This window comes from Roseicyclus sp. (genome assembly GCF_052168335.1).
Taxonomy (GTDB): domain Bacteria; phylum Pseudomonadota; class Alphaproteobacteria; order Rhodobacterales; family Rhodobacteraceae; genus Roseibacterium.
The window spans coordinates 1-11172 of the sequence record NZ_JBQLZP010000591.1 but is presented as its reverse complement, the minus strand read 5'-3'; the positions used below and the strand labels follow the sequence as shown (position 1 = coordinate 11172).

The 11172-nt window shown below is 69.5% G+C and carries 13 protein-coding genes and 1 tRNA gene; 2 read left to right on the top strand and 12 right to left on the bottom strand.

The genetic code is table 11. From position 1 onward, the window contains the following. From ACTS11_RS18190 to ACTS11_RS18180, 3 genes are all read right to left on the bottom strand, one after another. Window positions 1-273, bottom strand: a 273-nt coding sequence (locus ACTS11_RS18190) for a fused MFS/spermidine synthase (RefSeq protein WP_442641704.1), incomplete at its 3' end; no start/stop codon positions are given. Window positions 274-449: 176 nt separating this feature from the next. Then, window positions 450-525, bottom strand: a tRNA-Ala gene (locus ACTS11_RS18185). 101 nt (window positions 526-626) lie between these two features. Beyond that, a complete protein-coding gene (locus ACTS11_RS18180) occupies window positions 627-971 on the bottom strand; it encodes a TIGR02300 family protein (protein WP_442641703.1) in 345 nt (114 codons plus the stop codon). A 153-nt stretch (window positions 972-1124) separates the two neighbouring features. On the opposite strand from ACTS11_RS18180, the gene ACTS11_RS18175 reads away from it, so the two are divergent. Both ACTS11_RS18175 and ACTS11_RS18170 read left to right on the top strand, forming a co-directional pair. After that, on the top strand, window positions 1125-1814 hold the full coding sequence (locus tag ACTS11_RS18175) for a M48 family metallopeptidase (protein ID WP_442641702.1): 690 nt from the start codon (window positions 1125-1127) through the stop codon (window positions 1812-1814). Window positions 1815-1818: 4 nt separating this feature from the next. Continuing rightward, window positions 1819-2472: a GntR family transcriptional regulator gene (locus ACTS11_RS18170; RefSeq protein WP_442641701.1), complete on the top strand. Its 654-nt coding sequence runs from the start codon at window positions 1819-1821 to the stop codon at window positions 2470-2472. Window positions 2473-2613: 141 nt separating this feature from the next. On the opposite strand, the gene lpdA is transcribed toward ACTS11_RS18170, so the two are convergent. The 9 genes from lpdA to sucD all read right to left on the bottom strand — a co-directional run bounded on the left by lpdA (window position 2614) and on the right by sucD (window position 11115). Beyond that, window positions 2614-4002, bottom strand: a complete 1389-nt coding sequence (lpdA, locus tag ACTS11_RS18165) for a dihydrolipoyl dehydrogenase (protein WP_442641700.1) — start codon at window positions 4000-4002, stop codon at window positions 2614-2616. 135 nt (window positions 4003-4137) lie between these two features. Next, window positions 4138-4524 carry a cupin domain-containing protein gene (locus tag ACTS11_RS18160; RefSeq protein WP_442641699.1) on the bottom strand — a complete coding sequence of 129 codons (387 nt, stop codon included), beginning with the start codon at window positions 4522-4524 and terminating at the stop codon, window positions 4138-4140. A 57-nt stretch (window positions 4525-4581) separates the two neighbouring features. Beyond that, window positions 4582-4971, bottom strand: coding sequence for an MAPEG family protein (locus ACTS11_RS18155; protein ID WP_442641698.1), 390 nt, complete (start codon window positions 4969-4971; stop codon window positions 4582-4584). Window positions 4972-5036: 65 nt separating this feature from the next. Beyond that, window positions 5037-5237, bottom strand: a complete 201-nt coding sequence (locus ACTS11_RS18150) for a hypothetical protein (protein ID WP_442641697.1) — start codon at window positions 5235-5237, stop codon at window positions 5037-5039. After that, window positions 5234-5494: a BrnT family toxin gene (locus tag ACTS11_RS18145; protein ID WP_442641696.1), complete on the bottom strand. Its 261-nt coding sequence runs from the start codon at window positions 5492-5494 to the stop codon at window positions 5234-5236. The genes ACTS11_RS18150 and ACTS11_RS18145 overlap by 4 nt, the downstream gene beginning before the upstream one ends. 4 nt (window positions 5495-5498) lie before the next feature. Further along, window positions 5499-7025, bottom strand: a complete 1527-nt coding sequence (odhB, locus tag ACTS11_RS18140) for a 2-oxoglutarate dehydrogenase complex dihydrolipoyllysine-residue succinyltransferase (protein ID WP_442641695.1) — start codon at window positions 7023-7025, stop codon at window positions 5499-5501. Between the two features lie 7 nt (window positions 7026-7032). Next, window positions 7033-9993, bottom strand: a complete 2961-nt coding sequence (locus ACTS11_RS18135) for a 2-oxoglutarate dehydrogenase E1 component (protein ID WP_442641694.1) — start codon at window positions 9991-9993, stop codon at window positions 7033-7035. Window positions 9994-10042: 49 nt separating this feature from the next. Next, window positions 10043-10207 (bottom strand): hypothetical protein, encoded by a 165-nt coding sequence (locus ACTS11_RS18130; RefSeq protein WP_442641693.1) that lies wholly within the window; start codon window positions 10205-10207, stop codon window positions 10043-10045. Window positions 10208-10233: 26 nt separating this feature from the next. Beyond that, entirely contained in the window at window positions 10234-11115 is an 882-nt protein-coding gene (gene sucD, locus ACTS11_RS18125) for a succinate--CoA ligase subunit alpha (RefSeq protein WP_442641692.1), read from the bottom strand. Window positions 11116-11172 lie beyond the last annotated feature (57 nt).

Below are 11172 nucleotides of genomic sequence, written 5' to 3'. Positions count from 1 at the left end.
GCCCAGGATCGTGGGCGACAGGGCGGCCAGCACCGCCGTCGCCACCAGCGCGCTGCGGACGTTGCGCAAGGCCACGCCCCGTTCGCGCTCGGCCACGAAGCCGCCGAGCGCATTGCCGAGCGAGAACCCCGCGAGGACGACCGCGATCACCGCCGTCCAGGTGAGGAGCGACGTCCCGAAGAACGGCGCGAGCACCCGTCCGGCCGCGATCTCGTAGGTCAGGCCGACCGCCGACAGCACGAGGATCAGGCCGATCGCCGTCCAGAAGCGCATGGTTCCGTCTCCCTGTCCCGCCGGTTCCCAAGCCACGCCTCGCACATAGCGCGGTCGAGGTCGATGGAAGGGGGCACACAGAGGGACACCTGCGGGAGCCAACGACCGCGCCGTCACAGGCCCGAGCGGAAATCAGCTGTTTTTCAGGAAGTTGCCCGCACAGACCGCGGGGAAATTGGTGGAGCCAAGGGGGATCGAACCCCTGACCTCTTGCATGCCATGCAAGCGCTCTCCCAGCTGAGCTATGGCCCCTATACGGCCGCCCGGGCAGGTGCCCCGGACGGCGAGTTGGTCTCTACGGAACGGCCCCCCGGAGTGCAAGCGGAAAATCCGCCCGAGGCCGTCCCGCGCCGTCAGCTCTCGTCGTCGTCCGGCGCCACGTCGGCCAGGTCGTCGAGCGCGACGGTATCCCCGTCGTCGTCCTCGAGAACGTCGTCGTCGTCGAGATCGACATCCGCGTCGTCGTCGTCGTCGATCTCCAGATCGTCGTCGAGCACCAGATCGTCATCCTCGACGCTCTTGGCCTTGGCGCGCTTCTCCTCGGACCGGTCGGCCACGAGCCCACGGCCGCCACGCGCCGTCTCCAGCTCCACGACCTCGCCCGTGTAGGGGCTGACGATCGGGCGCTTGCCCAGGTCGTAGAACCGCTTGCCGGTCGTGGGGCAGACGCGTTTGACGCCCCATTCCTCTTTGGGCATGACACCCCCTTCAATCATCGCTATCGAGAGAACTGCGGCCATCTGCCATACTGGCTTGACCCTGTCAAAGCCTTTCCCGCCGGGTCGCCCCCGGAGGCGCTGGCCCCGTCGCGGGAGTGGATATTGCCTTCGAAACCACCCTTTTCAACCCATGTGCTGCCGGGCGACCCGCCGGTCGAGGTGATCCTGCGCCGCAACCGCAGGGCCAAGCGATTCTCGCTCCGGGTCTCGCGGTCGGACGGGCGCGTCTCGCTCAGCCTGCCGGCCTGGGCACCGGAGAAGGAGGCGCTGGCCTTCCTCGAGGAGCGGGCGGACTGGGTGCGCCACCACCTCGACAGCGCGCCCGTGCCGATGCGCGCGCGGATCGGGGTGGAGCTGCCGGTCTGCGGCCTCCCTCGGCCCGTCGTCGAGGGGCCGGGACGGATCGCGCGCTTCGAGAACGGGCAGATCATCGTGCCGCGCGGGCCGCGGGAGGGGGCGCGGCTCCGCGCGCTCCTGACGGCACTGGCGCGCGAGCGTCTGTCGCGGGCGGTCGCGGTCCATGCCGAGGCGATCGGGCGGAACGCAGGGCGCCTGACGCTGCGAGACCCGCGCTCGCGCTGGGGCAGCTGCTCGGCGCGGGGGGATCTCATGTTCTCCTGGCGGCTCATCATGGCGCCGCCGCCCGTGCTCGACTACGTGGCCGCGCACGAGGTCGCGCATCTCGCCGAGATGAACCACGGGCCGCGCTTCTGGTCGGTCTGCCGCCGCCTCTGCCCCGAGACGGACACGCACCGCCGCTGGCTCCGGGCCAACGGGGCGAGCCTTTTGGCCTGGCAGTTCGACGCGCCGGCGGAGGAGTGAACCGATGCTGATGAACCCCCGCCCGACCGAGACCGGCGCCGCCGTCGCCCACGACCGGGTCTACCGCGCGCTCCGCAGCCGGATCATGCACGGCGAGGTCGGACCGGGCGAGGCGATGACGCTGCGCGGCCTCGGGCGGGAATTCGGCGTCTCGATGACGCCCGCGCGCGAGGCGGTGCGCAGGCTCGTCTCGGAGGGCGCGCTGTTCCTCTCGGCCTCCGGGCGCGTCTCGACGCCCGAGCTCTCGAACGAGCGGATCGAGGAGCTTGCCGCGATCCGCGCGCTGCTCGAGCCCGAGCTGTCGGCCCGCGCCCTGCCCCGCGCGCATCCCGCGCTGATCGAGCGGATGGAGACGATCAACGCCACCATCGCGCAGGCCGTCGCGCGCCGCGACGCGGTGGGCTACATCCGCACGAATCTCGAGTTCCACCGCACGCTCTACCTCCGCGCACAGGCGCCCGCGATGCTGGCGCTCGCCGAGACGGTGTGGCTGCAACTCGGACCGACGATGCGGGCGCTCTACGGGCGGTTGAACCGCACCGAGCCGCCGCAGCACCACCGCCTCATCATCGCTGCGCTGAAGGCCGGGGACGAGCCGGGGCTGCGCCTTGCCGTGCGCGCCGACGTGACGCACGGGTTGCGGCTTCTGGCGGCCTAGGGCTCCGCGTAGGGCGGGACTTGTCCCGCCATCCCCGCAGAGGCGGGACGAGGCCCGCCCTACGCATACCTGCCGGCAGGATACGTCTCGCGCGAGGTGATTGGTGCCGAGATGCCACCGGGCCTCGGCCATGACCCCTGCTCAACTGTGGATCGGCCCGTCGCCGCAGGCGAGCGCCGCCTCGCGCACGGCCTCCGAATAGGTCGGATGCGCGTGGCAGGTGAGCGCCAGGTCCTGCGCCGCCGCCCCGAACTCCATCGCGACGCAGATCTCGTGGATCAGGTCGCCCGCCATCGGCCCGATGATGTGCGCGCCGAGGATGCGGTCGGTCTCCTTGTCGGCGAGGATCTTGACGAAACCGTCGCCCGCGAAGTTGGCCTTCGCCCGCCCGTTGCCCATGAACGAGAACTTGCCGACCTTGTAGGCGCGGCCCGCCTTCTTGAGGCTGTCCTCCGTCTCGCCCACGGCGGAGACCTCGGGGTGGGTGTAGATCACGCTCGGGATGACGCCGTAGTTCACGTGGCCATGCTTGCCGGCGATGACCTCGGCCACCGCCATGCCTTCGTCTTCGGCCTTGTGCGCCAGCATCGGGCCCGCGATGGCGTCGCCGATGGCGTAGACACCGGGAACGTTCGTGGCCCAGTGCCCGTCCGTCACGACCTGCCCGCGCTCGTTCACCTTCACGCCCAGCGCGTCGAGCCCGAGCCCGTCGGTGTAGGCCCGCCGCCCCGTCGAGACGAGCACCACGTCGGCCTCCATCGTGTGCTCGCTGTCGTCCTTGCGGAGCTTGTAGCTGACCTTGGCCTTGCCCTTGGCGGCCTCGACGCCCTGCACGGCGGCGCCCATGGTGAAGGTCAGCCCCTGCTTCTCGAGGAGGCGCTTGAAGGTCTTCTGCACCTCGGCGTCCATGCCGGGCGTGATGTGGTCGAGATACTCGATCACCTGCACCTCCGAGCCGAGCCGCGCGTAGACCGAGCCGAGCTCGAGCCCGATGACGCCCGCGCCGATCACGGCGAGCTTCTTCGGGATCTTGCCCAGTGACAGCGCGCCTTCGGAGGTCACGACGGTCTTCTCGTCGATCTCGATGCCGGGCAGCGCGGAGGGGACGGAGCCCGACGCGATGACGATGGCCTTCGCCTCGTGGACCGCGTCGCCGACCTTGACCTTGCCCGCCTCGGGGATCGAGCCCCAGCCCTTCAGCCAGTCGATCTTGTTCTTCTTGAACAGGAACTCGATGCCCTTGGTGTTCTGGCCGATCACGTCGTCCTTGTAGGCCTGCATCTGCGTCCAGTCGACCGAAGGCGCCTTGCCCTTGAGCCCCATCTTCGCGAAATTGTGCTCCGCCTCGTGGAGCTGGTGGCTCGCGTGCAGAAGCGCCTTCGACGGGATGCAGCCGATGTTGAGGCAGGTGCCGCCGAGCGTCTCGCGCCCCTCGACGCAGGCCGTCTTCAGCCCGAGCTGGGCGCAGCGGATGGCACAGACATAGCCCCCCGGGCCGGAACCGATCACGATGACGTCGTAGCTGGACATGGAGCCTCCTCGGGGTCGTCGTTCTGCCGTGCGGCTTGCGACGCATTTTGTATGCAACGGCATACGGTGCGCAAGCGTTCAGGCTCCGTATGGCCCAAACGGGCGAACAATCTAAGGGCGCGTCCTGTCGCAGGGTCAGCCTTCGTCGAGCCAATCCCACGCGATCCCGTCGAAGCGGTCGCCGGGGAAGGACCAGAGGACGCGCAGCCCTTCCTCGCCCGCACGCCAGCCGTGGGCCAGGCCCGCGGGCACGAAGACCATGTCGCCCGCGTGAACCTCCATGTCCCGCCCCTCGAGCGTCAGCCGCCCGCCGCCCGACAGGACATAGGCCGTTTCGGGCCGGTCGTGGCGGTGCATCACCTCCCGCTCGCCCGGGGCGATGTCGGCGATGCCCTGCACGAGGGCCTCCGACGGGCCGCCGCCCGCATCGACGAGAATGCGGAAACGCACGTCGCCGCGCCGATCCTCCCAGACCTGCGGGTCGGTGTCGGCGGAAGCGATGTGGATGGGTGTGCCGGTCATGTCGCGTCTCCCCTTTGACGGTGTCGTGGGGGGCAACGCGGGCCGCGCGCGTCCGGTTCAGAACAGCGCGGCCAAGAGCACGGCGAAGGTGGCGAACCAGCCCACGGCCCAGATCAGGCTCCGCCAGGGGACGAGGCCGAACACATAGGCGGGGATGTAGAGCACGCGCGCGACCAGGTAGGCCCAGGCGCAGGCGGCGGTGAGGCCCGTGGACTGGCCGGAGACGGAGACGACGACGGCGGCGATCCCGAAGAGGATCAGCCCCTCGAAATGGTTGTCCATCGCCCGCTTGATCCGCCCGGCGCGGCCCGTGAGCTCGATGTTCCGGTCGCGCGGCGACATGGCCGCCTTCGTCCCCGCCTGCGCGTTGCCCGCGATGGAATAGAGCACCATCTGTCCGCATTGCAGGAGCGCGGCGAGGGTGAGGACGGTGAGTTCGGGGGTCATGTCAAGTCGGGTCCAAAGCCCATGCGCGGGAGGGGGAATGGTGTCTTTGCGGTAGCAGGCTCGCGCTAGTCCGCCAGCGCGGCGCGCGCGCGCGCGATCGCCTCGTCGAGCGGCAGACCGTTGTCATGGTCCCGGACGACCTGCGCCAAAGCGGCGCGGAGGCGCGCGTTCTCTCCATGGGCAGCGGGCCTGGCACGCCGGAAGAAGTCCGCGTCCAAGGGCGGATTCTCGTCGAAATCGGCGGGCGGCTTGGGGCGCGCGCTCATGGTGTTTCCCTGCGGTTGGCCTTGCGAAGCGAAATCACGCGGATCGTGTCCGCGCGCACAGCATAGACCAGGACATGGTATCGGTCACGGATCTTGCCAAGCGCCTGCATCCGCGTCTCGCCATAGTCGAAGCGGGCGTCCTCCGCCTCGATGGCCGTCGCCCAGTCGAAGCCGTAGACCGCTTCGAAGGCGACGCCGTGTTTCGCGAGGTTGGCCTCGGCCTTCGCGGCGTCCCAGTCGTAGGGCGGTCTCGGCAACCGATCACAGATCCATCAGCAACCGCCGCGGATCCTCCAGCGCTTCCTTCACCCGCACGAGGAACGTCACCGCGCCCTTGCCGTCCACGATCCGGTGGTCGTAGCTCAGCGCCAGGTACATCATCGGGCGGATGACGATCTGGCCGTTTACGACCATCGGCCGGTCCTGGATCTTGTGCATCCCGAGGATGCCCGACTGCGGCGGGTTCAGGATCGGCGAGGACATGAGCGAGCCGTAGACGCCGCCGTTCGAGATCGTGAAGGTGCCGCCCTGCATCTCGGCCATCGACAGCTTGCCGTCGCGCGCGCGGCGGCCCTTCTCGGCGATCTCCTTCTCGAGCTCGGCGAAGGACTTCTGGTCGGCGTTGCGGATGACCGGCACGACGAGGCCCTGCGGCGTGCCCGCCGCGATGCCCATGTGCACGAAGTTCTTGTAGACGATGTCGGTGCCGTCGATCTCGGCGTTGACCTCGGGAACCTCGCGCAGCGCGTGGCAGCAGGCCTTGGTGAAGAAGGACATGAAACCGAGGCGGACGCCGTGCTTCTTCTCGAAGAGGTCCTTGTATTCGTTGCGCAGCTCGCTCACGCCGGTCATGTCCACCTCGTTGTAGGTGGTCAGCATGGCGGCGGTGTTCTGCGCGTCCTTGAGGCGCTTGGCGATGGTCTGGCGCAGGCGGGTCATCTTGACCCGCTCCTCGCGCTCGGCGTCCTCGGCGGCGACGGGGGCGCGCGGGGCCTGCGCGGGGGCGGCCGCGGGGGCAGGGGCAGGCGTGGGGGCGGAGCCAGCCTTCATCACGTCTTCCTTCATGATACGGCCGTCGCGGCCGGTGCCCTTCACGGTGGCGGGGTCGAGGCCCTTCTCGGCCATCATCTTCTGCGCCGAGGGCGCGTGTTCCACGTCGCGGCCGCGGCCCGCATCGGCGGCGGCGGGCGCCTTGGGCGCGGCGGTCGCCTCGCCACCCGGCGCGGGGGCCTCGGGCTGCGCGGTGCCGCCCGCGCTGCCGCCGATGACGGCGAGCTTGCCGTTGGCCTGCACGGTGGCGCCCTCGGCGGCCACGATCTCGGTCAGCGTGCCCGAGGCGGGCGCGGGCACCTCGACCGAGACCTTGTCGGTCTCGAGCTCGCAGAGCATCTCGTCCTGCGCGACGGTGTCGCCGACCTTCTTGAACCACGTCGCGACGGTCGCCTCGGTCACGCTCTCGCCGAGCGTGGGCACCATGACGTCGACCGACTTCGCGCCGCCGCCCGAAGCCTTGGGCGCGGCGGCCTCCTTCGAGGGAGCCTCGGCGCCCGCGCCCTCGTTCAGCGTCGCCAGCAGCGCGTCGACGCCCACCGTCTCGCCCTCGGCGGCGACGATCTCGCCCAGCGTTCCGGCGGCGGGGGCAGGCACCTCGACGGTGACCTTGTCGGTCTCCAGCTCGCAGAGCATCTCGTCGGCGGCGACCGTATCGCCGGGCTTCTTGAACCAGGTCGCGACGGTGGCCTCGGTAACGCTTTCGCCCAGGGTGGGCACGCGGACTTCAATGGACATCGTTCTGTTACCCTTCGATGGTCAGCGCTTCGTTCACGAGCGCGGTCTGTTGTGCCTTGTGCATGCTGGCGAGGCCCGTGGCGGGCGAGGCGCTGGCGGCGCGGCCCACGTAGCGCGGGCGCGTGTGCTTCGCGCCGATCCGGGTCAGCACCCACTCGATGTTGGGCTCGATGAAGCTCCAGGCGCCCTGGTTCTTGGGCTCCTCCTGGCACCAGACGATCTCGGCGCCCTTGAAGCGCTCGAGCTCCTTCATCAGCGCGAGCGCCGGGAAGGGATAGAACTGCTCGAGCCGGAGGATGTAGACATCGTCGATGCCGCGGGCGTCGCGCTCCTCCAGCAGGTCGAAGTAGACCTTGCCCGAGCAGATGACGACGCGCCGGATCTTGCCGTCCTTGGCGAGCTTGGTGTCCGAATGGCCCTTCTCGGCATCGTCCCAGAGCACGCGGTGGAAGCTGGAACCGGTGGTGAAGTCCGCCGCGTCCGAGATGGCGAGCCGGTGGCGCAGGAGCGACTTCGGCGTCATCAGGACGAGGGGCTTGCGGAACGAGCGGTGGATCTGCCGGCGCAGGATGTGGAAGTAGTTCGCAGGCGTGGTGCAGTTCGCGACGATCCAGTTGTCCTCGGCGCACATCTGGAGGAACCGCTCGAGCCGGGCGGAGGAATGCTCGGGCCCCTGCCCCTCGAAGCCGTGCGGCAGCAGCATGACGAGGCCCGACATCCTGAGCCACTTGCGCTCGCCCGACGAGATGAACTGGTCGAACATGATCTGCGCGCCGTTGGCGAAGTCGCCGAACTGCGCCTCCCACATGGTGAGCGCGTTGGGCTCGGCGAGGGAATAGCCGTACTCGAAGCCCAGCACCGCGTATTCCGAGAGCATCGAGTCGATGACCTCGTAGCGCGCCTGCCCCTCGCGGATGTTGTTGAGCGGGTAATGGCGGTCCTCGGTCTCCTGGTCGATGAAGGCGGAGTGCCGCTGGCTGAAGGTGCCGCGCGTGCTGTCCTGCCCCGCGAGGCGGACCGGGTAGCCCTCGGTCAGCAGCGAGCCGAAGGCGAGCGCCTCGGCCGTGGCCCAGTCGAAGCCCTGCCCGGTCTCGAACATCTGCGCCTTGGCCTCGAGCTGGCGGGCCACGGTCTTGTGGATGTTGAAGCCATCGGGCGCCGTCGTCAGCGCGCGGCCGATCTCGGCCAGGGTCTCGGGCTTGATGGCGGTCTCGCCGCGCTGGTACTCCTCGCCCTCGCGGTCGAGATGGCTCCAGCGGCCGTCGAGCCAGTCGGCCTTGTTGGGCTTGTAGGTCTTGCCGGCCTCGAACTCGGAATTGAGCTGCGCCTGGAAGGCCGCCTTCATGTCCTCGATCTCGCCCTCGGGGATCAGGCCGTCCTTCACCAGCCGCTCGGTATAGAGCTGCAGCGTGGTCTTCTGCGTCTTGATCCTCTTGTACATCGCCGGGTTGGTGAACATGGGCTCGTCGCCCTCGTTGTGTCCGAACCGGCGGTAGCAGAACATGTCGATGACCACGTCCTTGCCGAACTTCTGGCGGAACTCGATCGCGACGCGGGCGGCGTGGACCACGGCCTCCGGATCGTCGCCGTTCACGTGGAAGATCGGCGCCTCCACCATGAGCGCGATGTCCGTCGGATAGGGCGACGAGCGCGAGAAGTGCGGCGCGGTGGTGAAGCCGATCTGGTTGTTCACGATGAAATGGATCGTGCCGCCCGTGCGGTGCCCGCGCAGGCCCGACAGGCCGAAGCCCTCGGCCACGACGCCCTGCCCCGCGAAGGCCGCGTCGCCGTGCAGGAGGACGGCGACGACCTTCCTGCGCTCGGTGTCGCCGAGCTGGTCCTGCTTGGCGCGGACCTTGCCGAGGACGACGGGGTTAACCGCCTCGAGGTGCGAGGGGTTGGCCGTCAGCGACAGGTGGACCCGGTTGCCGTCGAACTCCCGGTCCGACGAGGCGCCGAGGTGATACTTCACGTCGCCCGAGCCGTCGACGTCCTCGGGCTTGAAGCTGCCGCCCTGGAATTCGTTGAAGATCGCGCGGTAGGGCTTCTGCATGACGTTCGCGAGGACCGAGAGGCGCCCGCGATGCGGCATGCCGATCACGATCTCCTGCACGCCCAGCGCGCCGCCCCGCTTGATGATCTGCTCCATCGCCGGGATGAGGCTCTCGCCGCCGTCGAGGCCGAAGCGCTTCGTGCCCATGTACTTGACGTGCAGGAACTTCTCGAAGCCCTCGGCCTCGACCATCTTGTTCAGGATCGCCTTGCGGCCCTCGCGGGTGAAGGCGATTTCCTTGCCGTAGCCCTCGATCCGCTCCTTCAGCCAGGCGGCCTGCTCGGGGTCGGAGATGTGCATGTACTGGAGCGCGAAGGTGCCGCAGTAGGTGCGCTTCACGATGTCGAGGATCTGCCGGATCGAGCCGTGCTGGAGCCCGAGCACGTTGTCGAGGAAGATCGGCCGGTCCATGTCGGCCTCGGTGAAGCCGTAGGAGCGCGGGTCGAGCTCGGGGTGCGGGGTCTGGTCGCGCATCCCAAGCGGGTCGAGGTCCGCGACGAGGTGCCCCCGGATCCGGTAGGCGCGGATCAGCATGAGCGCGCGGATCGAGTCGAGCACCGCCCGCTGGATCTGCGCGTCCGAGAGCGGGACGCCCTTCTCCTCGGCCTTGGCCTTGATCTTCCTGCCCGCCTCCTTGACCTCGGCGGCGGCGGCCGGCCACTCGCCGGTCAGCGCGGCGGTCAGGTCGTCGGCGGGCTGCGGCGGCCAGTCGGTCCGCGCCCAGGACGGCCCTTGCGCCTCGGCCTGGGCCTCGCCCGCCGCGTCGCCGAGCCCGGCGAAGAAGGCGCGCCAGCCCTCGTCGACCGCGTCCGGATCCTCCGAGAAGCGGGCGTAGAGCTGCTCGAGATAGGCGGCGTTCGCCCCCTGCATGAAGCTCGAGGCGTGGAACTGGTCGTTCGGGCTCTGGTCGGTCATGGCGTCTTCCCCTGGGGTTGGGAGCCTGGAATCGGTCGGCGCCGCACGGTCATCGGACCTGCGGCGCGGCGGTGGTGTGACAGGCGGCGGGTGCATGGCACGCGGCGCGGGCGGGCAGCGCGGCGAAGTGCATCGCCGCAAGCGCGAGAAGGCCCGCCGCGCCGACCGCATGGGCCGCGCGCCAGACCTTCCGCAAGATCGTCCGGTCCTCCACCGGCGCCTCCCTTGTCGTGCGGTCCCTCAGCCGATGGCCTTCAGGACCGCCTCGCCCAGCGTCGCGGGGCTGTCGGCCACGACGATGCCGGCGGCCTTCATCGCCTCGATCTTGTCCTCGGCGCCGCCCTTGCCGCCCGCGACGATGGCGCCCGCGTGGCCCATACGCCGGCCCGGAGGGGCGGTGCGCCCGGCGATGAAGCCCGCCGTGGGCTTCCAGCGGCCGCGCTTCTTCTCGTCGGCGAGGAACTGGGCGGCTTCCTCCTCGGCCGAGCCGCCGATCTCGCCGATCATGATGATGGCTTCGGTCTCGTCGTCGGCGAGGAACCACTCGAGCACGTCCAGATGCTCGGTCCCCTTGATCGGGTCGCCACCGATGCCGACGCAGGTGGACTGGCCGAGGCCCACGTCGGTCGTCTGCTTCACCGCCTCGTAGGTCAGCGTGCCCGAGCGCGAGACGACGCCGACCTTGCCGCGCTTGTGGATGTGGCCGGGCATGATGCCGATCTTGCAGGCGTCCGGCGTGATGACGCCGGGGCAGTTCGGGCCGATCAGGATCGACTTCGACCCTTCGAGCGCGCGCTTCACCTTCATCATGTCGAGGACCGGGATGCCTTCCGTGATGCAGCAGATGAGCGGCATGCCCGCGTCGATCGCCTCGAGGATGGAGTCGGCCGCAAACGGCGGCGGCACGTAGATCACCGAGGCGTCGGCGCCGGTGGCGTGCATCGCCTCGTGGACCGAGTTGAACACGGGCAGGTCGAGATGCGTCATGCCGCCCTTTCCGGGGGTGACGCCGCCGACCATCCTGGTGCCGTAGGCGATGGCCTGCTCGGAGTGGAAGGTGCCCTGCGCGCCGGTGAAGCCCTGGCAGATGACCTTGGTGTTCTTGTCGACCAGCACGGACATCAGGCAGCCTCCCGCACGGCCTTCACCACCTTCTCGGCGGCGGCGGCCAGATTGTCG